Genomic DNA, 20,097 nt, shown 5'->3' with positions numbered 1-20,097 from the left:
GCAGGGATTCAGCGGCGCAGGGCCTCGGCCGGCTGTACGCGGCCGGCCCGCCAGGCCGGGTAGACGCCGGCCAGCAGGCCCGTCACCAGGCCGAGCGCGGGGGCGGCCGCGACGATGCCGGGGTGCAGTACCGGCGTCCAGTCGCGGACCAGCGCCACCGCGACGACGGTGATCGTGCCGAGGGCGGTGCCGATCAGGCCGCCGAGGCTGCCGAGGGCCGCGGATTCCGCGAGGAACTGTGCGGTGACGTGCCGGGTACGGGCGCCCAGGGCGCGGCGCAGCCCGATCTCACCGGTGCGTTCCATGACGGCGACGAGGGTGGTGTTGGCGATGCCGATCGTGCCGATGAAGAGGCAGAGGGAGGCGAGCAGGAGGAACAGCACGTCGAGGTCGGCGGTGACGTTCGCGCGCAGCGTCCTGGGATCGGGCGGCGGGACGGCCTTGAAGTACTCGGGGTGGGAGGGCGAGAGGGCCGTCGGCGCCTCGGCCGCGATCTGCGCGGCCGCCCCCAGCCGGGTGGAGACGAGCATCCTGGCATCGCCCTTCGGGACGCCCCACAGCTCCTGGGCCGTGGAGCGCGGGACCACCACGGACAGCAGCAGGTCGGCCTTGCGCTCCACGTCCTCGACGATCCCGATGACGGTGAACCCGTGGTCGCCGATGAAGACGGCCGGCCGGGTCTCCAGGGTGGTGATGCCGAGCCGGGACGCCGTACCGCTGCCGATCACGGCCACGCGCTGCTTGGTGGCATCGTGCCAGGCGTCGTGGACCCGGCCCTGGGAGAGGGTGGGGGCCGCGGCTTCCAGCGCTCCGGAGGAGGCGGCGACGACCGGGAGGTCTCCGGGTCCCGGGCCGGCCGCCGGACCGCCCACCGGGGTGGACCGTACGGCCTGGCCCGCGCCGAGCCGGACGGTCCAGTAGACGCCCGCGTGGCGTACGCCGTTGAGGCGGGAGACCCGCTCGTCCGCGTCGGGCGGGAAGGCCTGGTCCACGAACTCGCTCGCCTGCGCGGAGACGTCCTCGACGGTCACCTCGGTCGCCGTCAGGGTGTTGAACCGCTCGTCGATCTGCGAGGAGGCCGTGGCGGTCAGCCCGAGGACGGCCACGAACGTACCGACGCCCAGGACGGTGCCCACCGCGGTGAGCGCCGACCGGCCGGGGCGTTGCAGGACTCCGGCCAGGCACTCGGAGAGCAGCTCCCGCCAGGCGAACCGGGAGCGCGGTACGGGGCGGGCGGGGCGGGCCGGGCGGCTTCCGCGGCGGAGGAACCCGGGGCGGTTCACGGGCGGACCACTTCGCTCAGTGCGCCGTCGCGGATGGCCACGGAGCGGTCGCCGCGGGCCGCCACCGCGGGGTCGTGGGTGATGACCACCACCGTCATGCCGTCCCGGTGGAGCTCGTCGACGAGCTCCAGGATCGAACCGGCCGTGGCTGTGTCGAGGTTGCCGGTCGGCTCGTCGCACAGCAGCAGCGAAGGGGCCCCCACCAGGGCCCTGGCAATGGCCACGCGCTGGCGCTCACCGCCGGACAGGGTGGTCGGCAGGGCGTCCGCCCGGTGGCCGAGACCGACCCGGTCGAGGGCTTCCCGGGCCCTGGTACGCCGCTGCGCGCGGCCGGTGCCCCGGTAGACGAGGGCCAGGGCGACGTTCTCCCAGGCGGTGCGGTGCGGGAGCAGGTGGAACGCCTGGAAGACGAAGCCGATGCGCTGGGCGCGCAGGGCCGTACGGTCGGCGTCCCGCAGCGTGCCGGTGTCGACCCCGTCCAGCAGGTAGCTGCCGGTGGTGGGGGCGTCGAGCAGCCCGACGATGTTGAGGAACGTGGACTTGCCCGCGCCGGAGGGGCCCACGACGGTCAGGAACTCTCCGCGTTCCACGCGGAGGTCGCAGGCGGCCAGGGCTTGCACGGGCGGGGGGCCCGGGTAGGTCAGACCGGCCTGCCGGAGCTCCACTACGGCGGCGGCGGGGGCGGGGAGTGCGGCGGGTGCGGGCGCGGCGGGCTGCGAGGAGGTCATTTCCCCTTCTCCGGCCCGCCCTGGGCGCCGTCCGGCGAGCCGTTGGGCCCGCTGCGCACGCCCACGACGGCGCGGTCTCCCTCGGCCAGGCGGTCGCCCTCGGCGGGCCTGACCTCGACGTGGCCGTCGCCCGTCGTTCCGGTGGTCACCCGCACCCGGCGGCGTACGCCGTCCGCCTCCAGCACGGTCACGTACGTCCTGCCGTCCACGGCGGCCGAGACCGCCGAGACCGGAACCACCAGGACCTCGCCGCCCGTCGACGCCGCCTCGATCGTCAGGCGCACGTCCTGGCCGGCCAGCCTGGGGTCCAGCGGAGCCTTGGGCTGGACGACCATCAAGTAGCCCTTGGGGCCTGCCGGTTGCTGACCCGACGGCTGCCCCGTGCCGGTGGCGGGCTGCTCCTGCCCCAGCGTGTCGGCGACCGAGGCCACCGAGGCCACCGCGGTCACGCCGGTGACCTCGGACGCGATCCCCACCTGCCGCCCCGGCTGCACCAGACCCTTCTGGTACTCCTGGAGGTAGCCGTTGACCACGAGGGCGCCGGCCGACACGGTGAGCACCTTCCCGGAGACCTGAGCCCCGACCTTGGAGGCGACCGAGTCCACCCGGGCGGGGAAGCTCGACAGGAAGACCACCTCCGCTACGGGCGCCATCGGGCCGACCGCCGCCAGGATCTGCACGAGTTGGGCACGTGCGGCGCTCAAGTCCTCCTTGGCTCGCGCCACTTGCTTGCGCAGTGCGCTCACGTCGGCCTCGGCACCGGGGTCGGGGGCGACATCGGAGCCCTTGCCGTCGGCCGCGCGCCGATCGGTGCCGCGGGCGCCCGCAGGGGCGGACGGCGAGGCGGACGGAGCCGGCGGTGCAGCCGGGGGCGGAGCGGAGGCGGCCTTCGCGGCCCGGTCCGCGGCATCCCGCGCGTCCTCCACGGCACGCTCCGCCGAGGTCACCGCATTGCGCGCGTCGACCACCGAGGCGTTCCCGTCGGGCAGCGCGGGCAGCGGGTCGTAGCCCGCGGAGGCGTAGAGCGCCGACAGCGCCGCCTTCGTGCCCTCCCCGAAGCGCCCGGCGCGGTCCGCGCCCGTGGCGTGGCCCAGCCGGGCGAGCGCCTGCTGCAACTGGGCGACGTCGCCGCCCTCGGAGCCGGGCTTGAGGTCCCGGTACGCCGGGAGGGTGCCCCGTAGCGCGATGACCGGGCGCCCGGAGACCTCCAGCAGCACCTGGCCCTCCTCGACCCGGCCCCCCACGGCGACCGGCAGCTTCGTGACGACGGCGCCGGCCGCGCCGGGGGCCGCGCCCACCGGGGTCACGTCCACGGACTGCTGCGCGGTGACGGTGCCGCGCACCACCACCGAGGCCACCAGCACCCGTTGCTCCACGGGGGCCGTCAGCACGCTCGGCGGCGGGGCCGCGGAGTCCGCGGCGGCCTGGGCCGGCGACTTGATCACCTGCGCGACCGCCACCCCGACACCGGAGAGCAGCACGGACCCGGCCGCCACCCCGACGACCCACCTGCGCCGGCGCGGGAGCCCCGCGGGCTGCGGCGGCTGCTGCTGGTCATTCATCCGGAGGTCCCCCGCCAACTGCCAATTCCGGTCCCGCCGAAAGCCTTTGGACTCCGTCGGCGGCAAGGCGATCATTAGATCACCACGGCGCTCCGGCAAAAGAGACAGTCCGGGACATGCGAGCGATCACAGTTGCGTAAAAGCGGAGCAGCCCTGCGGCCGCACGCCCGCCGCCTCCGCCCGCCGCCCTCCGCCGGTGGGTGTTCGGCCGGTCCTCCGGCGGCCGTCCGGCGACCTCCCCCGGCGGGGGCGCACTCAGGGGCTTGGATCGGAACGGCAGTTCACCTCTCGAGGGAATACTCTCCGCCGACGACTCGAATGCTTTCGAGAACCTTTCCGATGTGGGCCAGGGATTCCCCGGTGAGCAGGGAAGGATTCTCTTCGAGCATCAATCTGACATGCTCCCTGATGCGCCGAGTCGCGAGCTCTTCGACCGCACTCGCCTCCGGAGAGCCGTCCTCGCTCTCGATCCGGGCATTGCGCAGAATCCTCATCTGCTCATCGCTGAAGAGCCTGGCCATCAGAGCCGCGGCAAAGCGCGCCGACGCCTCTTCGCTGCTCATGCTCACTCGATCTTCTTCGGGATCGGCCATTGCGTCCCGCGCGGACTCCGAGGGGACGGATCCGACCCGGGTGGCCGACTCCTCGGGTGCGTCCGAGCTGCCGTCCTTGCGGGTCCGGGCCAACCTGGCGCGCGTCGACTTCACGAACGGGAGGGCCTGGCCCTTCCACCACCTCCTGAGGCGTGGCGCGGTCCACTCTGCGAATTTGATGAGGGTGACCAGGGCTTCGATCATCTCCTCGGGGTCCATGCGTTCCCGCGACCGGGAATCCGACTCACCCTCGTGCCCGCTCGCACCGGCGAAGGGTGCCGACGGTCCCGTGGGCCAGTCGTACTCGCCCTCGTCGTCCTCGTCGTCCTCTTCGTCGGGAATGAATGTGGCGTGCCCGGAGAGGCGCTTTTCCTTGTCGTACAAATTCTGGTGGAGGCCACCGTCCTTTGCCTGCCCGGGAGTCATTCCGTCCGGATACTCGAAGTAGCCCCTCACCCTAGCCATTTCCACCCCTTCCACGACGTGCACGGCTGATGTTCATCCAGAGGCTCCGACGGCCACGTCCGCGTTCTCGCCGTCCCAGCCGGCCGGGCTGCGCCAGATGACATTGACGTGGAAGACGTCACGAATCGTGTCCACGGACCAGTCCTCGGCGGGCGGTTCGGAGAGAACGAGGTAGAGACCATCGGCCGGCGCGGGCAGCGTGTGGTTGATCTCCAGCAGGCGGGTCGCGCCCGATCGCAGGTCGGCGTAGGTGGAGCAGCCCGCGCCCAGGGCCTCGTAGAGGAAGAGACCGTGCCGGGTGACGCAGCTGACGTCGACGATCGGGGAGTCGGTCGGCTGGAGGTCCGCCCAGAGCAGTGATGCCTTCAGCCCGTGGCGGACCGCCTCGTGCTTCTTGCTCGTACGGTCTGCCTCGGCGGCCGCTTCCAGCGCTCGGAGGAATCCGTCCTTCGTGGTCGCGGCCGGTGGTGCGGTGGCGGTGTCCGCGGTGGTCATCTGCGCTTCTTCCTTCTGATCGGGTTGCGTCGGGGCTACGGGGACCGCGCCGTCGGAGTTCGGCGCCGTCTGCGCGGCGAAGCCCTCCTGGAGCTCTCGCCGGGCTTCGGCGAGGGGCCCTGCCCAGCCTGAAGTGACCAGCCCCTCCGCGAGCCGGCCCGCGTCGAAAGTGCCCTCCTTGAGCGCACGGCTGGTCATCGCGGCGAGGTCGCGAAGCACTCCGAGCCGCTCTCTGTCCGGATCGCCGAGCAGGTGCAGCACGTCGACCCAGTCGGCCTGATCGCGTCGCAGGACGCGGTTGGCCATGCCCTGGAGTTCGGAAAGGCGGCTGCGGGCGTCGGCAACCTCGCCCGCACCCTCGCGCTCGTCGTCGCCCTTGCCCTTGCCCTTGCCCTCGCCCTCGGTCAGCTCTCCGAGGACCTCCAGTGCCGCGAGGTAGCGCCCCGCCGTCCGCTCCGAGAGGGGTGACCGGCCGCGCTGGTCGGCGGTGAGCACCGTCTGGGTCGTCTCGTTGGCGAACACCCAGCAGTCCAACTCATCGCCCAGCAACGGGGGAACCGATCCGTGGCGGACGGTGAGGACGAGCGGCCGGTCGATCACCGGCGACAACGGCTTGACCTTGTAGCGGCCCCCCGGGGCCCGGTCCACGACCTCGACCCGGACATCGGTGCCGATCCGGGGAAGCCTGCCGGCCCCGCCGTCCTGCGGCCCGCCGTCCTGCGGCCCGGCGTCGGGCGCCGTCGCCGCGCGGGCGTCGCCGGTGCCGGTGAGCACGTCGGGCAGCGGGGCGGTGTGCAGGACCGTCAGGCTCTGGGTGCTGCGGGTGAGGGCCACGTACAACTGGCGCAGCCCGGCGGGGCCGCGGCCCGCGATCGTGGCGGGCTCGACGACCAGGACGTGGTCGTACTCCATGCCCTTGACCTGTGCCGCGGCCAGTACGGAGACGGCTTCGCCGTGCCGCCCGCCGGTGCCGCCGTCCTCGGCGATCCGGCGGCTGATGGCGTCCAGCCAGTCCGAGTCGTCGGGAACGACGACGGCCACGGAGCGGGGGGTGCTGCCGTCACTGGTGTCCAGGAGCCGGGCCACGTGCGCGACGGTGTCGTCGAGCAGCTTCCACGGCTCGGTCGCCACGGTCCGTACGGCGTCCCCTCCCGCCTCCCGGACAGCCTGCGGGTACGGCAGGTCCGGAGCGATGGTCCGGGCGAGCGGAGCGACGAACTCCATGATCTCGGCGGGGACGCGGTAGCTGGTGGTCAGCTGGGCCACGCTCCAGTCGCCGTGGTCGGAGAGGAGTGCGCCGAGCACGTCCCAGCTCGTGGGGATGTGGACGCCCGTCGCCTGCGCGAGGTCGCCCAGGACGGTCATGGAACCGCCCGCGGCGCAGCGCCGCCGCAGGGAGCGGGCCTGCATGGGCGTGAGGTCCTGGGCCTCGTCGACGACGATGTGGCCGTAGCGCGGTGGGGTGTCGCCGCTGATCAGCACGCGGAGCTCTTCGAGGCAGACGTGATCGTCGAGCGTCCACGGATCGGCGTCGGCGCTGGCGGCACGGGCCCGCAGCAGGGTCGCCTGCTCGTCCTCGTCGAGGAGGCCTGCCGCGCAGTCCCGTAGGAGGTCGGCCGAGTCGTAGAGGCTGCGCAAGGCCTCACGGGATCCGGGGGACGGCCAGACGCGTTCGACGAGGCGCTCGACCCGCCGGTTGCGTTCCAGGTCGCGGCGGATCGTGCCGGCCTGCCCGCGGCGCGGCGCGATGTCGGCGAGCTCCTGGAGCAGTCGGTCGACGAAGAGGCCGCGGAACCGGTCGCGCCGCTCCCGGAAGGGTCCGGCGCCGGTGTGGGCCCGGTCGAGGAGGGCGAGGACCTCGGACTTCGGCACGCGAAGGGTCATGCTGCCGGCGGTGACGACGACCGCGGGCTCGTCGCCCTCGAAGGAGGGGTCGACGGTGAGGGCGTCGAGGGCCTCGGGGCGGTAGTCGCTCTCGACGCGGCGCCGCAGTACGGCCGCCATGCGCTCGTCGGACTTCACGAGACGCGCTTTCGGCTGGTCGCTGCCGAGGATCTCGCCCTCCCACAGGCGGTCCAGCTGGACGGCGTTGACGTCCCGGGTGCCGAGGGTGGGGAGCACCTGTCCCACGTAGTCGAGGAACCGCTGGTGGGGGCCGATGACGAGAATGTCCGGGGCTTTGAAGTGCTCGTTGTTGACGAGCCAGGTCACCCGGTGGAGACCGACCGCCGACTTGCCGGTACCGGGGCCGCCCTGCACGACGAGGATGTCCGAGGGGGAGCCGGTGACCAGCTCCATCTGGTCACGGCGGATGGTCTCGACGATGTCGCGCATCCGACCGCCGCGCGAGCGCTGGAGCTCCTGCAGCAGGAAGTCGTCCTCCTGGACCTGGAGCGCCTTCCGCCGCTGCCCTCGTAAGCCGACGCCGGGGGTGGGGGCCGTCGTACGTTCCGGGTCGGCGACCGGGTCGGCGACCGGGTCCGCGGCCCCCTCCGCCTCCTCCGCCGTGTTGTCGTCGGGAACCTGGCGGGGCTGCGGTACGTCTGCGGGCCCGGGTCGTACGGCCGAGGGCGCGGCGGCGGGCGCCGGGAGGGAGATCTCGTCGAAGTAGCTCTCGACGATCCGCTGTACGCAGCGGAGCTGCCGGCGCAGGACCACCTCGCCCGGGTTCTCGGGCCGGGTCTCGATCCACTTCTTCGCCAGGGGGCTGGTCCACAGCAGGACCACCGGTTCGAGCGAGGCGTCCTGCACGCCGCGGCGCCCGATGTACCAGGGGCGGGGGTCTCCTCCCGGGTCCTCCGGCGCGTCGACGCGGGAGAAGACCAGGGCTTCGTCGCCGAGGCCTCCGTAGGCCTCCGCCCGCGCATCCGCTTCGGCCCGGTTGGCGATCCCGTCCTTGCCGCTCGCCGAGGCGGTGGCGGCCGAAGTCCCGCTCAGCTCGCCGAGTTTCGTGGCGTAGCAGTCGTACGCGTGGTCCACCGCCCGCTGCTCGCCGGCGAGGATCTCGTCCCGAGTGGTGGTGCTCATGTGCGTCCTCCCCGCGGTGTCACAGGACACCGCCACGGGCATGTGCCCGTACCCGCTGAAACAACTATCAGACAGCGGACAGTGACGAACAGTCAGTGGCTCAGATCGCGGACAAGACCGCCGGACGGGACGCCGGGGGCCATCGCGCGCCTGTCGGGGCGGTCGTCATGACGCGGCGAACTCCCTGATGCGGACCAGCGCCTCCGCGAGGCGGTCCGGCGGGACCGTGTAGGAGATGCGGACGTGGTGGGGGGCGACGAAGTCGGCGCCGGGGACTACCGCGACGTTGGCCTCCGTGAGGAGGAGTTCAGCGAAGTCCGCCGCCGAGGTGATGGTGCGGCCCGCCAGGGTGCGGCCGTAGGTGCCGGAGACGTCGGCGAGGAGGAAGAAGGCGCCTTCCGGGGTGCCGTCGACCTCGATGCCGGGGGTGTCCGCCAGGGCCTTGATCGTGGTCAGGCGGCGGTCGTCCAGTTCGAGGCGCCGGCGCTCCAGCTCGGTGGTGAGGTCTGCCGTCAGGGCGCCGAGTGCCGCCTTCTGGGAAATCGAGGACGGGGCCGAGGCCGTGTGGCTCTGGATCGCCGTGATGGCCGCCGCCACGGGGGTGGGGGCCGCGACCCAGCCGATGCGCCAGCCCGTCATGGCGAAGGTCTTGGATACGCCGCCGATGGTGAGTGTGCGTGCGGCGGCTTCCGGGCCGAGGGCGGCGACGGAGACGTGCGTGGCCTCGCCGAAGACCCAGTGGTCGCAGATCTCGTCGCTGATGATCGCCAGGTCGTGGTCGATCGCCACCTGGACCAGAGCTGCCAGTTCGGTCCTGTCGTAGACGACGCCGGAGGGGTTGGCGGGGTTGTTGAGGAGGAGGACCCTCGTGCGGTCCGTTACCGCCGCGCGCAGCTGGTCCGCAGTCACCTTCAGCCCGGCGCCCGGGGCGGGCCGGACGGGGACGAGGGTGCCTCCGGCCAGGGCCGCGAGGTGGGGGTAACTGACCCAGTAGGGGGCCGGGATGAGGATTTCGTCGCCCGGTTCGACGAGGGTGGTGAAGGCGTAGTGGAGGGCTTGTTTGGCGCCGGCCGTGATGACCACCTGGCCGGGCTCGTACGTCGTCCCGTGGCGGTTGATGAAGTCGGCCGTGGCCGCGCGGAGTTCGGGGATGCCGGCGGCCGGGGTGTAGCGGGTGAAGTCTGTGGCGATGGCGTCGAGGGCGGCCTGGGCCGCGGGCTCCACGGTCGGGAAGGCCGGCTCGCCGCTGGTGAGGTTGATGACGTCGACCCCCTGGGCGATCAGCGCCTTCGCCTGGGCGTCCAGGGCGGCGGTCGCGGAGGGCGGGACCTGCGCCGCCCGTCGGGCCGGGCGGACGGGGCTGATCGCTTCGGGGGTGGACGTTTCAGTGCTCACGGCGTTCCTCGGGGTGGGGTTCGGTGCGGGTGCGTCGGGGTTCAGATGCGTACGCCGTAGGAGGCGACCACGGAGTCCTGGGCGCGGCGGAGTTCGGCGGAGCGGCGTGCGGCGTCGCTGACTTCGGCGCAGCCGTCGCAGAAGCTGACGGTGGCGACGAAGGCGTCGTTGCGGGCCCGGCGGAACTTGCGGATGGAGCGGCGAATGGACGACATGACATCCTCGATTCATAGATGAGTGTCTATGGATTGAGGATGGCAGGACTCATAGATGTTCGTCAATGCTTTGAGGGTCGCGTCCCGCCTCTCGGGCAGATCTGGACGCGGGAGCTCTCATCGGCCAGATTGGGCGCATGATCGAGCCTGCACCTGCCGGGATGTCCGCATCCTGCTGCCCTGAGCCCATGACTGCCGCCGAAGCCGTGGACCTGGCAGCCGCGTTCAAGGCGCTGGCCGACCCGGTGCGGCTGCGGATCGCCAGCATCGTGGCCTGCTGCCCGGCCGGCGAGGTCTGCATGGGGGAGATCGCCGCGTCCTTCTCCGTCTCGGGGCCGACGGTCAGCCACCACCTGAAGAAGCTGCGGGAGGCGGGCGTGCTCTCCTCCGAGCGGAGGGCGAACGAGGTGTACTACCAGGTGCGTTCCGACCGTCTGGACGCCCTCATAGGGCAGCTCTCCGCAATGAAGTCGGTGGCCGCGCAGGACTCCCGCGCCATCCCGGCCTGACCGGCCGGCCGGGGAGGTGCCCCGGACATGGCTGCGGCCCGCCCCGGAGCAGGGGGCGGGCCGTTGCCGTCTGTTGCGTTGGCGCTCAGGCCGGGTGGATCGTTTGGGCCGTGGAGATCAGAGCCACATCGGGGCGGTGTAGCCGAGGACGCACGCACCGGTGAAGAGGATGCCGACGACCAGGGCGACCACGCGCCAGCGGGCGATGAGGAGCATGCCGCTGATGGCGCCGACGCTGGTGCCCGCGCCGGTCATCAGGAAGGCGATCGCCGGGCCGGGGCCCATGCCGCCCTTCATCAGGGAGGCGATGAGCGGCAGCGAGCCGTCGGAGTTCAGGTAGACCGGGATGCCGATCAGCGCGGCGAGCGGGACGGAGTACCAGTGGCCGCCGCCGAGGTACTCGGTCAGGTAGCGGGTGGGGATCGAGTTGATGATCAGGAAGCCCAGCGTCGCGAAGCCCAGGAAGTAGAGCGCGAGGCGCTTGCTGGTGATCATGAGCTCGTTGCCGAACTCGTCGAGCTTCCAGCGCTTGACCAGGCTGGTCTCGACCGGCGCGGGGGCCGGGGCCGGGGCGATGGGGCGGTTCAGCAGGGCCGTACGGGCCAGGCCGCCACCGCCGCCGGAGCCGGCCGGGGCGCTCACGCCGCCACCCGAGATGTCGTCCTCGGCGTCACCGCTGGTGCAGCAGCTCTCTTCGGCCTTCTTCTCGGCCTCGGTGGAGGTCAGGCGGGCCTGACCGTCGAGCCAGCCGGTCTTTTCGATGAGCCAGGTGATGGCGCCGGCGAAGAAGCCGAGGACGATCGCGGCCACGAAGAACGTCACGGCGAAGTCCGGGCCGAACAGGCCTATGGAGTAGACGAGCTCCTCCGGGCTGGTCAGCGGCGAGGCGACCATGAAGGTGACGACCGGGGCCCACGGAACACTGGAGGCGAGGGCGCCCAGGACGACCGCCGTGGTGCCGCAGGAGCAGAACGGGGTGAGCGTCGCGAGGACGACGGCCCCGATGACCGCCCAGAGCGTCTTGCGCCGCAGCCAGGAGGAGAGCCGCTCCGCGCCGACGTACACCGGGATGGCCGAGGCCACGATCACGCTGATCAGCAGGAAGGGCCAGTTCGCCGCGAGGGTGTGGCCGACGTCCTGGGCTGTCTTGCCCAGGACGTCAAGGACGGTGTCGAACACGGAAAGCTCCAACTCAACTCATAGACGGCTGTCGATGGGTTGAACTCTGTCGGATCCATAGATGACTGTCAATGCGTTTGGGGAACAATCCATAGATGACCGTCGTTGGATCGGGTATGCCTACGCCCATCTCGGAGCTCTGCTGCTCCCCCGTGCTTGCCGGCCCCCTCACCCCCGAGGCGGCCGATGACCTCGCGGCCGCACTGAAGGTCGTGGCGGACTCCACCCGGCTCCGCCTGCTCGGGCTGATCCGCACCCAGCCGGGCGGCGAGGCGTGCACCTGCGACCTCACCGAGCCGCTGGGGCTGACCCAGCCGACGGTCACGCACCACCTCAAGGTGCTCTTCGAAGCCGGCTTCCTGGAGCGGGAGCGTCGCGGGCGCCAGACGTACTACCGGATCGCGCCGGGCAGCATGACCGTGCTGTGCCAGGCGCTGGACCCCTCCCCGGAGATGCTCTCCGCCTGATCCAACTCGTTCCGGCCAAGGGTCGGTTGACTTCGCGCCACGCGCGAAGCAACCGGCCCTTGGTCGTGTTGAGGCATGAGGGTGCCGGGCGCGCTTCATGCCAGCAGTGATCCCTTCCACACCCTGGGTGACCTCGGACAGACTCATGAACACCGGGAGGGCGACAAGCCCCCGGGGACCACCGGAACCGGCCAGCAGGCCGCCGGTCACCAAAAAGCCACTGTCATTCCAAGGGGATAGCCATGTCTGTTTCGCGTACCTCGATGAGCCTTGCCGCCGCCGTCCTGGTGTCCGTGATCGGACTTGGTTCTGCCTCCGCGCTGAGCTCCTCGTCGCTCGGCTCCCTGGCCGGCGCCGGCTGGGACACCGCCCCGAACGGCGCCGGCTGGGACGCCGCCCCCGTGACGCTGGCCGGCGCCGGCTGGGACTCCGCTCCCATCAACCCCTCCACCAACGGCGCCGGCTGGGACTGATCCCCGGCCCGCACCCCGCACCGCACCCCCGTTGACCCGGCCCACACCCCAGAGCCGCCCCCACCCGAGGAGAAGAAAGATGAGCACCACTTGCTGCAGCGCCACCACTGAGGAGCCGGTCCCGGTGCTCGTGGTGCTGGAAGAGCCGGCCACCGGCTGCTGCTCGACCACCGAGGTCACCGAGGCCGCCGAGGCCGCCGAGGCCGCCGCCGAAGCCCCCGAGGCCGCCGAGCAGGAGGAGTCCTCCTGCTGCGGCACGACCGAGGAAGCCGCACCCGCGAAGGCCGAGGAGCCCTCCGGCTGCTGCGGCCCGGCCCCCGAGCCGGAGCCCGCCCAGGCCACCGGCTGCTGCGGTCCCGCCAAGCCCGAGCCTGTCTCCTGCTGCGGCTCCGCCGAACAGGAGGACCCGGCCGACGTACGCACCGGCCTCTCCCTCGATGACGCCGTCGCGGCCCTCGGCGGCAGCGTTCCGCAAGCCACCGACCCCGCGCCGTACGTGCTTGCGCACTGGCTCAAGGCCACCGAGGCCAGCCTCGAAGGCTCCAAGCCCTGGTACACCGTGGCCGACCGCGGCGAGGGCGAGCTCGCCTTCCTTCCCGGCTTCCTCTTCGACGCCGACCCGATCGTGGACGTCGACCCGCGCACCTACCTGGGCTGGCAGCCCAAGAACGGCGCGGTCGCCTGCTGCTCGGCCACGTCCTGCTGCGACTCGACCAACGACACCGTCGAGGCGCTCGGCACCGAGGCCTTCTTCCCGGCGCTGCTGCTCGGCTCCCCGCTCGGCTACCGCTCCGAGGCTTCCGCCTCGGTCGAGGACCCGCTGCTGGTCGCGGACCTGATCGACCGCATCGTCCCGGCCGCGGCCGAGGCGGGCGTCCGGTCGATCGTCGCACCCTGGCTGCACGACAGCCCGTACAGCGAGGTCCTCGCGCTCGCCCTCCAGGCGTACGGCGGCGACATCGCCTTCCACGGCGAGAACAACCTCCTCGACCTCCAGCACGACAGCTACGACGCGTACCTCGCCTCCCTCCCGGCCCGCAAGCGGCGCCGTGTGAAGGAGGACCGCGACCGCGCGGCGAACTCGGGCACCCGCATCGAGCGCAAGGACCGCGAGGAGCTGCGCCCGCTGGTCGGCCGGATCTCCGAGCTGATCACCCAGAACCGGCAGAAGTACGGCGGCGGCGAGGACGAGGCCCACATCGGCGCGCTGCTCAGCGCGCTCGTCGAGGGCGAGGCCGACGTCCGTGCCTACCTCGCCTACAAGGACGACGAGGTCGCCGCCGTCTCGGTGACCGTCCGCCAGGGCAAGCGCCTGTTCGTGAAGTGGGCCGGCTTCGACTACGAGGCGCTCGGCGAGCGCAGCGGCATCTACTTCGAGATCGTCCTGGACCGTCCGCTGCGCGACGCGTACGCCGAAGGCGTCACCTCCATCGAGGCCGGTCCGGGCGCCGATGAGGCCAAGCGGCTGCGCGGCTTCAAGCCCCGCCAGATCCGCTCGGCGATCCTCGTCACCGACGCGGCTCTGCGTCCCGAGGTCGCCAAGCTCCACGCCGCCTTCGGCCAGGCCCGCCGCGAGGCGCTGGGCGCGACCACCGAGGACGAGCCGACCACGGCGATCGGCCGCCTGAAGGCCAAGCTGCTCGGCGGCTCCGCGTACGAGCCGATCCAGCCCCTGCAGCCGGAGGGCGGCTGCTGCGGCTAGCGACCACGGATCCACATTTCCACACCCCCAGGTCAGGCCCGGTACGCACTGCGCGCCGGGCCTGCCGGTCGTGCGGCTGCCGGGCCGAAGCCGTCAGATGATTCCGATCGCCGCACGACCGGCCCGGACCTGCTGATGTCCCACCTGGGGCCGTAGGCGCCGCGGGCTCAGTCGGTCCAGCCGGCCTTCGTCGCCAGGACCCCGGCCTCGAAGCGGCTGCGGGCACCGAGGCGGGCCATCATGTCCGACATCATGCGGCGGGCGGTGCGCAGGCCGATGCCCAGCTTCTTGGCGGCGATCTCGTCGGTGGCGCCCTGCGTGAGCTGACGCAGCAGCTCACGCTCCTGCGCGGTGAGGCCGACCTCGTCGCGGTCGCGGGTGCTGCCGATGGGGGCGGCGCCCGCCCAGACCTGCTCGAAGAGGGATTCCAGCGCGGTCAGCACTCCGGGGCCGGTCAGCTGGACCGCGCCCTTCTTGGTGTTGTTCGGGTCCACCGGCAGCAGCGCGACCTCGCGGTCGAAGAGCACCATGCGCAGCGGCAGGGCGGGCACGGTACGGACTTCGCCGCCGTTGCCGTGGAGCCACTGGGCGTACTCGACCGTGGGGTTGTCGTTGCGGACGCTGTCCAGGTAGACGGTCAGGACCCGCACGCCCCGGCGCATCAGGTCCTCGTCGAGCGGCCGGCTGGCATCCAGGCTGGCAGGGGACTGCGCGCCGCCGGGCATGAAGGACAGGCACTCGCTCGTGGAGCGGTGGGCGAGCTCTTCGAGGCGGGCCTGGATGGCGTCGATGCCCTGGAGGTACTCGACACCGTGACGCTCACCGGTCCGCAGCTCCGAGTACTCGCCCAGGAGCTTGCTGATGGCTGCCTGGCTTTCGGCGAACTGCTGCTGCTGCGCGAGCAGATTGGCCTGCTGGCGCTGGAGCAGGAGCTGGAAGCCGAGGTCCGGGCTGACGGGTCTGAGTCCGCCGGGCGCCTGCATGGAGCGGCGTAGCAGGTTCAGTTCGGCCAGCCGGTCCAAGCCGCCCCGTACGGACTCCTCCGGGCAGGCCAAGTGGACCGCGATTTCCGCAACGCCCCAGTCCTGCTGGGTCAGCATCAGCCGGTAGATCGACTCGGCCTCGGTATCCAGTCCCAAACTCGCCAGCACAGCGACCCCCCGCTTGACGTCTCATATGTCGAGACGATCCTTCAACTCCATCGGCGGAGGCCGATCTTGGCAGGTCAGAGTTCTGCCCGACAAGGGATGTCCGCAGGCTGAGCACCCGCACAGGCATTGTTCGGGGCATCGCGAGCCGGGATTCCGGCCACTTTCAGGCAGGTGCCTGCCGGTCGCACTTCATGCCAGCGACTAAGCCTTCCGCCCCCTCGGAATGCTCAGCAAACTAGTGATCACAGGGCAGCGGAGGTCCTCGGAAACGGAATCCGCAGCGCGTCGAGAACGCCCCCTGACCGAAGTGCAATCCACCCCCACCACACGGAGGACAGCCATGCCCGCTGCGCGAAAAGCCCTGCGCCTGATGAACAGAGCCGCCGCGGTCATGCTGGGCTTTTCGCCCGCCGGCGGACATGGCTGCAGCCCCAAGTGCCGCCACACGGAGCACTACAGCGCCGTCACTCAGGCCGAAGCAGATCAGCACGTGTGGTCCGTACCAGGACTTACCGCCCGGCCTGGAGGGCCCATGTTCATGGCCACCGCCACGCTCGTCGCCGCCCGCGAAGCCGAGGCCGCGAAGCTGGAATCGGCCGTGGTCACGGACATTGTCTGGGCCGCGGCAATGCCGGGCGACGACCTCGAACACGTTCACGCGAAGACGACTTCCGGACGCATCGAGCTGACGTTCTTCCACCGCACCAGCAGCCTCGACGGCGCATTGTCCGCAGCGGCCGAGATTTGCCGCCGTGCGCTGAATTCCAGCCCCACCTTGGCGCAGTGGCGAATTGCCGTCACCCCCCAACTTCCCGACGCCATGCCCGGCTCGGGCGCCGTACTCGCGTGACCCAGATCACACCCCAGCATCAGGAGTCCCACCCCATGAGCGCTCTCAACGACCCCCGCCTGAAGGCCGAACAGCTCGCCGTCGAGACCATCGACTCGATCGACCACGAGGTGCGCGTCCTCGGATCGAAGAGCTACACCAACCGGCAGATCGCCATCGCGGCTCTGGCCGCCCTCGACGGCAAGACCGGCGTGATCGACGGCGCCCTCGTCTCCGACGACACCATCTTCTTCGCCGACGCCGTCGCCTCCTTCGGGCACGTCAGCGTCGAGGTCGACCACGACAACCACAGGTTCACCCTCACTCCCACCGGCAAGCCGATGGTCGCCCCCGAGGACGACATCTTCGTCGGCGGCGCGGGCACCCCGCTGCGCTTCCTGATCTCGATGGCCGGCCTCGCCGAGGGCATCACCACCGTCACCGGCAACACCCGCATGCAGGAGCGCCCCTTCGGCGACCTGCTCGCGGCCCTTCCGGCCCTCGGCGTCGAGGCGGTCGCGGTGCGCGGCAACGGCTCCCCGCCGATCCAGGTCACCGGCGGCAACTTCGTCGGCGGCAAGACGAAGATCTCCGGCGCGATCTCCTCCCAGTACACGTCCTCGATCCTGATCAGCTCGGTCCTCGCCCAGCAGGACACCGAGATCGAGATCGTCGACGAGCTGGTCTCCAAGCCGTACGTCGAGATGACGCTGGCCACCCTCGCCGAGCACGGCATCACGGTCGAGCGCGACGGCTACCGCAGCTTCAAGGTCCCGGCCGGCCAGTCCTTCAAGGGCGGCCACGCCGTCGTAGAGCCCGACGCCTCCGGCCTGTCCTACTTCATCGCCGCCGCGGCGATCCTCGGCGGCCGGGTCACCATCCCGGGCATCGGCTCCACCTCCCACCAGGGCGACGTCGGCCTCGCCGAGGTCCTGGGCCGGATGGGCGCCCACGTCGAGATCACCGAGAACTCGATCACCGTCAAGGGTGGCGAACTGCACGGCATCGAGGTCGACATGGACGCCATGCCCGACGTCGTCCCGTCCCTCGCGGCGGTCGCGGCCTTCGCCCAGGGCAAGACCCACATCACCAACATCGCCAGCCTGCGCGTCAAGGAGTGCGACCGCATCGCGGCCGTCACCACCGAACTCCGCAAGATGGGCATCACCGTCGACGAGTACGACGACGCCATGACCATCCACGGCGGCACCCCGCACGGCGCGGTCATCGACACCTACGACGACCACCGCATCGCCATGACCTTCGCGATCATCGGCCTGCGCACCCCCGGCGTCGTCATCAACGACCCCGGCTGCGTCGCCAAGTCCTTCCCGGCCTTCTGGAACACCCTGGACACCCTGCGATGACCGACACCGACACCAACACCGGTACCGGCACTGGCACTGGCACTGGCACTCCCGGGATCCTGCTCGTCCTCGACGGCTGGGGCCACGCCGCGCCCGGACCCGGCAACGCGCTCACCAACGCCCACACCCCCGTCCTCGATGCCATCGCCGCCAAGCACCCCTCCACCGTCGTGGAGGCTTCCGGTGAGCACGTAGGACTGTTGCCCGGCACCGTCGGGAACTCCGAGATCGGGCACATGGTCATCGGCGCCGGCCGCCCGCTCGACTACGACAGCGTCCTGGTCCAGCGGCAGATCGACAACGGGGAGCTCGGCGACAACCCGCGCCTGACCGCGGCCCTCGACCGGCTGGCATCCAACGGCGGCGCCCTCCACCTCGTCGGCCAGGTCTCCGACGGGATGATCCACTCCCACGTCGACCACCTCCGCGCGCTCCTGACCATCGCGGCGTCCCGCGGTGTGCAGCGCGTGTGGGTGCACGCCATCACCGACGGCCGCGACGTCGCCGACCGCACCGCCGGCCACTACCTGGCCCGCGTCGAGAGCTTCTTCACCGCCAGCGGCGTGGGGGCCCTGGCCACCGTCTCGGGTCGCGGCTACGGCCTCGACAAGAGCGGCGACCTGGAGCTGACCGCCAAGGTCAGCGAGGCCATCACCGACGGCAAGGGCGCCACCGCCCGCGACTACGGACAGGTGCTGGCCGGCGCCGAGAACGGGGACGTGTGGGTCACCCCCACCGTCCTCACCGACGCCGACGGCGAGCCGCTCGCCACCGTCCGCGACGGGGACACCGTCCTGTTCACCAACTTCCGCAGCGACCGCATCCAGCAGCTCGCCGACGACCTCGTCCAGATCCTCACCGACACCGACGTCGACGTCCTGTCCCTGACCCAGTACGACACCAAGGCGGACATCCCCGCCCTGGTCGGGCGGGCGGACGCCTCCGGCGGCCTGGCCGACGCACTCGAATCCCACGGTCTGCGCTCCGTACGCATCGCGGAGCAGGAGAAGTTCGAGCACGTCACCTACTACGTCAACGGCCGCGACGACCGCGTCCGCGAGGTCGAGGAGCACGTCCGCATCACCGCGGACACCGCCCCCGACTACGTCGCCCGGCCCGAGATGAACCTCGCCCGGGTCACCGAAGCCATCACCGCCGCCGCCCGGCGTGACGACGTGACACTCGTGATCGCCAACCTCGCCAACATCGACGTGGTCGGCCACACCGGCAACCACGACGCCACGGTCAAGGCCGCCGAACACACCGACCGCGAGGTCGAGAAGATCCTGACCGCCGCCGCCGAGACCGGCCGCTGGGTCCTGCTCGTCGGCGACCACGGCAACGCCGAGCGCATGTCCAAGCCCGGCCCCGACGGCGCCCCGCTCCCGTACGGCGGTCACACGACCAACCCCGTTCCCGCGGTCGTCGTCCCGGCCCCCGGGCAGCTCACCGGCGAGAACCTCGCCGAGGGAGGCAGCCTCGCCGACATCGCACCCACCGTCCTGCACCTGCTGGGCCGCCCGAACGGCCCCGCCATGACCGGCCGGAGTCTGTTGTGACCGCAATCGCCACCGCCACCGCCCCCGTCACCCAGTCGACCCCTGGCGGGGCCGCCTTCGCCCCCGCCTTCGCCCCCGCCTTCGCCGACGACGCCGACGTACGTGCCGTGGATGCCGGCAGCCCCGCCCTGGAGGCGTACGTCGCCAGCGGCGCCGACGGCCGGGCGCACGTCCTGACCGTGCGCAACGGCACCGACACCGAGCAGGAGCTGTTCCCCGAGGCACTGCTGCCGACCGGAGACGGCCCGCTGCTCTTCCTCGGCGGTGCCTCCACCACCAGCGAGCGCGACGGCCGCCTCGTCGCACGCCTCGCCCCCCACGGACACGTCCGCCTCGGGCGGATCACGCACGAAGACAAGCCCACCCACACGACACGGGAGCAGCCCGCATGACCACCGCCACCGGCCCCCGCCCGCGCATCGCGCTGATCGGCGACCACGGCAAGTCCCCCGCCCACGCCCGGCTCGACAGCTTCCGGCACGAGCTCGACGTGGACACGGAGTGGGTGCCCAGCGAGACCATCGCCGGTCCCGAGTCCCTGGAGGGCTTCGACGGAATCTGGGTCGTGCCCGGCTCCCCGTACGAGAACAAGGACGGAGTCCTGTCCGCCGTCCGGCACGCCCGCGAGAACGGCGTCCCCTACCTGGGCACCTGCGGCGGCTTCCAGCACGCGCTGATCGAGTACGCCCGTACCGTCGTCGGCCTCACGGACGCGGACGACGTGCAGTACGACCCCGAGGCACCGACCCCGCTGATCGTGCCGCTCACCTGCTGCCTGGCGGGCGAGCAGGCCCCGCTCCTGCTCACGGCCGGCAGCCGGCTCGCCGCCGTCTACGACGACGCCGAGATGACCACCGAGACGTACCACTGCAAGTACGGCCTGAACGCCGACTTCGTCGAGCGCCTGGCCGACGCGGGTGTGCTGTTCAGCGGCTGGGACACCGAAGGCGCACCCCGGGCGGCCGAGGTCCCCGGCCACCCGTTCTTCATCGGCACGCTGTTCCAGCCGGAGCTGGTCTCCGGCCCCGGCAACGTCCACCCGCTGATCAAGGCGTTCGCGGCCGAAGTGGCCGCCCGTGCGGCCGTCGCGGCCTGACG

Annotated in this window: 18 protein-coding genes; 9 read left to right on the top strand and 9 right to left on the bottom strand. The window is 71.7% G+C overall.

Annotation, left to right across the window (positions count from 1 at the left end):
• Positions 1-8: 8 nt before the first annotated feature.
• From OHA37_RS22590 to OHA37_RS22560, 7 genes are all read right to left on the bottom strand, one after another.
• Positions 9-1,283 (bottom strand): ABC transporter permease, encoded by a 1,275-nt coding sequence (locus tag OHA37_RS22590; protein ID WP_443046197.1) that lies wholly within the window; start codon positions 1,281-1,283, stop codon positions 9-11.
• Positions 1,280-2,011 carry an ABC transporter ATP-binding protein gene (locus OHA37_RS22585; RefSeq protein ID WP_266907924.1) on the bottom strand — a complete coding sequence of 244 codons (732 nt, stop codon included), beginning with the start codon at positions 2,009-2,011 and terminating at the stop codon, positions 1,280-1,282. Before OHA37_RS22585 ends, OHA37_RS22590 begins: the two co-directional genes overlap by 4 nt.
• Complete coding sequence (locus OHA37_RS22580) at positions 2,008-3,573, bottom strand: hypothetical protein (RefSeq protein WP_266907923.1); 1,566 nt, start codon at positions 3,571-3,573, stop codon at positions 2,008-2,010. The genes OHA37_RS22585 and OHA37_RS22580 overlap by 4 nt, the downstream gene beginning before the upstream one ends.
• Before the next feature lie 281 nt (positions 3,574-3,854).
• Positions 3,855-4,655 (bottom strand): hypothetical protein, encoded by an 801-nt coding sequence (locus OHA37_RS22575; protein ID WP_266907922.1) that lies wholly within the window; start codon positions 4,653-4,655, stop codon positions 3,855-3,857.
• 9 nt (positions 4,656-4,664) lie between these two features.
• Complete coding sequence (locus tag OHA37_RS22570; RefSeq protein WP_266907921.1) at positions 4,665-8,153, bottom strand: HelD family protein; 3,489 nt, start codon at positions 8,151-8,153, stop codon at positions 4,665-4,667.
• Between the two features lie 165 nt (positions 8,154-8,318).
• Complete coding sequence (locus OHA37_RS22565; protein ID WP_266907920.1) at positions 8,319-9,548, bottom strand: pyridoxal phosphate-dependent aminotransferase; 1,230 nt, start codon at positions 9,546-9,548, stop codon at positions 8,319-8,321.
• Positions 9,549-9,589: 41 nt separating this feature from the next.
• Complete coding sequence (locus OHA37_RS22560; RefSeq protein ID WP_266907919.1) at positions 9,590-9,763, bottom strand: hypothetical protein; 174 nt, start codon at positions 9,761-9,763, stop codon at positions 9,590-9,592.
• Between the two features lie 188 nt (positions 9,764-9,951).
• Between OHA37_RS22560 and OHA37_RS22555 the strand changes: the two genes are divergently transcribed.
• Positions 9,952-10,272 carry an ArsR/SmtB family transcription factor gene (locus tag OHA37_RS22555; RefSeq protein ID WP_266907918.1) on the top strand — a complete coding sequence of 107 codons (321 nt, stop codon included), beginning with the start codon at positions 9,952-9,954 and terminating at the stop codon, positions 10,270-10,272.
• Positions 10,273-10,389: 117 nt separating this feature from the next.
• Here the strand turns inward: OHA37_RS22555 and OHA37_RS22550 are convergent, their stop codons facing one another.
• Complete coding sequence (locus tag OHA37_RS22550) at positions 10,390-11,451, bottom strand: permease (RefSeq protein WP_266907917.1); 1,062 nt, start codon at positions 11,449-11,451, stop codon at positions 10,390-10,392.
• A 116-nt stretch (positions 11,452-11,567) separates the two neighbouring features.
• Between OHA37_RS22550 and OHA37_RS22545 the strand changes: the two genes are divergently transcribed.
• The 3 genes from OHA37_RS22545 (at position 11,568) to OHA37_RS22535 (ending at position 14,093) form a co-directional block, all read left to right on the top strand.
• Positions 11,568-11,918 (top strand): ArsR/SmtB family transcription factor, encoded by a 351-nt coding sequence (locus tag OHA37_RS22545; RefSeq protein WP_266907916.1) that lies wholly within the window; start codon positions 11,568-11,570, stop codon positions 11,916-11,918.
• A 242-nt stretch (positions 11,919-12,160) separates the two neighbouring features.
• Positions 12,161-12,391: a hypothetical protein gene (locus tag OHA37_RS22540; protein ID WP_266907915.1), complete on the top strand. Its 231-nt coding sequence runs from the start codon at positions 12,161-12,163 to the stop codon at positions 12,389-12,391.
• 79 nt (positions 12,392-12,470) lie between these two features.
• Complete coding sequence (locus OHA37_RS22535) at positions 12,471-14,093, top strand: GNAT family N-acetyltransferase (RefSeq protein WP_266907914.1); 1,623 nt, start codon at positions 12,471-12,473, stop codon at positions 14,091-14,093.
• 167 nt (positions 14,094-14,260) lie between these two features.
• Here OHA37_RS22535 and OHA37_RS22530 read toward each other — a convergent pair whose 3' ends face one another.
• Entirely contained in the window at positions 14,261-15,232 is a 972-nt protein-coding gene (locus tag OHA37_RS22530; RefSeq protein ID WP_323182354.1) for a helix-turn-helix transcriptional regulator, read from the bottom strand.
• 544 nt (positions 15,233-15,776) lie between these two features.
• On the opposite strand from OHA37_RS22530, the gene OHA37_RS22525 reads away from it, so the two are divergent.
• From OHA37_RS22525 to OHA37_RS22505, 5 genes are read left to right on the top strand one after another with little or no spacing between them, the layout of a single operon-like run.
• A complete protein-coding gene (locus OHA37_RS22525; protein ID WP_266907912.1) occupies positions 15,777-16,094 on the top strand; it encodes a hypothetical protein in 318 nt (105 codons plus the stop codon).
• A gap of 35 nt (positions 16,095-16,129) precedes the next feature.
• Positions 16,130-17,440 (top strand): 3-phosphoshikimate 1-carboxyvinyltransferase, encoded by a 1,311-nt coding sequence (aroA, locus tag OHA37_RS22520; RefSeq protein WP_266907911.1) that lies wholly within the window; start codon positions 16,130-16,132, stop codon positions 17,438-17,440.
• Positions 17,437-18,999, top strand: a complete 1,563-nt coding sequence (gene gpmI, locus OHA37_RS22515) for a 2,3-bisphosphoglycerate-independent phosphoglycerate mutase (RefSeq protein WP_266907910.1) — start codon at positions 17,437-17,439, stop codon at positions 18,997-18,999. The genes aroA and gpmI overlap by 4 nt, the downstream gene beginning before the upstream one ends.
• Positions 18,996-19,391 (top strand): hypothetical protein, encoded by a 396-nt coding sequence (locus tag OHA37_RS22510; protein ID WP_266907909.1) that lies wholly within the window; start codon positions 18,996-18,998, stop codon positions 19,389-19,391. The genes gpmI and OHA37_RS22510 overlap by 4 nt, the downstream gene beginning before the upstream one ends.
• The gene (locus OHA37_RS22505) at positions 19,388-20,095 is read left to right on the top strand and encodes a glutamine amidotransferase-related protein (protein WP_266907908.1); all 708 of its coding nucleotides are present in this window, start codon (positions 19,388-19,390) and stop codon (positions 20,093-20,095) included. The genes OHA37_RS22510 and OHA37_RS22505 overlap by 4 nt, the downstream gene beginning before the upstream one ends.
• The last annotated feature ends 2 nt before the right edge of the window (positions 20,096-20,097 follow it).

It is taken from the genome of Streptomyces sp. NBC_00335 (genome assembly GCF_036127095.1).
In the GTDB taxonomy this organism is placed as follows: Bacteria; Actinomycetota; Actinomycetes; order Streptomycetales; family Streptomycetaceae; genus Streptomyces.
This window is presented reverse-complemented; position numbering and strand designations above follow the sequence as displayed.

Bases quoted from the DNA above. Each gene is read 5' to 3' on its own strand.
- OHA37_RS22585 (WP_266907924.1), bottom strand. From the start codon at position 2,011: ATGACCTCCTCGCAGCCCGCCGCGCCCGCACCCGCCGCACTCCCCGCC.
- OHA37_RS22580 (WP_266907923.1), bottom strand. From the start codon at position 3,573: ATGAATGACCAGCAGCAGCCGCCGCAGCCCGCGGGGCTCCCGCGCCGG.
- OHA37_RS22570 (WP_266907921.1), bottom strand. From the start codon at position 8,153: ATGAGCACCACCACTCGGGACGAGATCCTCGCCGGCGAGCAGCGGGCG.
- OHA37_RS22560 (WP_266907919.1), bottom strand. From the start codon at position 9,763: ATGTCGTCCATTCGCCGCTCCATCCGCAAGTTCCGCCGGGCCCGCAAC.
- OHA37_RS22555 (WP_266907918.1), top strand. From the start codon at position 9,952: ATGACTGCCGCCGAAGCCGTGGACCTGGCAGCCGCGTTCAAGGCGCTG.
- OHA37_RS22545 (WP_266907916.1), top strand. From the start codon at position 11,568: ATGCCTACGCCCATCTCGGAGCTCTGCTGCTCCCCCGTGCTTGCCGGC.
- OHA37_RS22540 (WP_266907915.1), top strand. From the start codon at position 12,161: ATGTCTGTTTCGCGTACCTCGATGAGCCTTGCCGCCGCCGTCCTGGTG.
- OHA37_RS22535 (WP_266907914.1), top strand. From the start codon at position 12,471: ATGAGCACCACTTGCTGCAGCGCCACCACTGAGGAGCCGGTCCCGGTG.
- OHA37_RS22525 (WP_266907912.1), top strand. From the start codon at position 15,777: ATGTTCATGGCCACCGCCACGCTCGTCGCCGCCCGCGAAGCCGAGGCC.
- aroA (WP_266907911.1), top strand. From the start codon at position 16,130: ATGAGCGCTCTCAACGACCCCCGCCTGAAGGCCGAACAGCTCGCCGTC.
- gpmI (WP_266907910.1), top strand. From the start codon at position 17,437: ATGACCGACACCGACACCAACACCGGTACCGGCACTGGCACTGGCACT.
- OHA37_RS22505 (WP_266907908.1), top strand. From the start codon at position 19,388: ATGACCACCGCCACCGGCCCCCGCCCGCGCATCGCGCTGATCGGCGAC.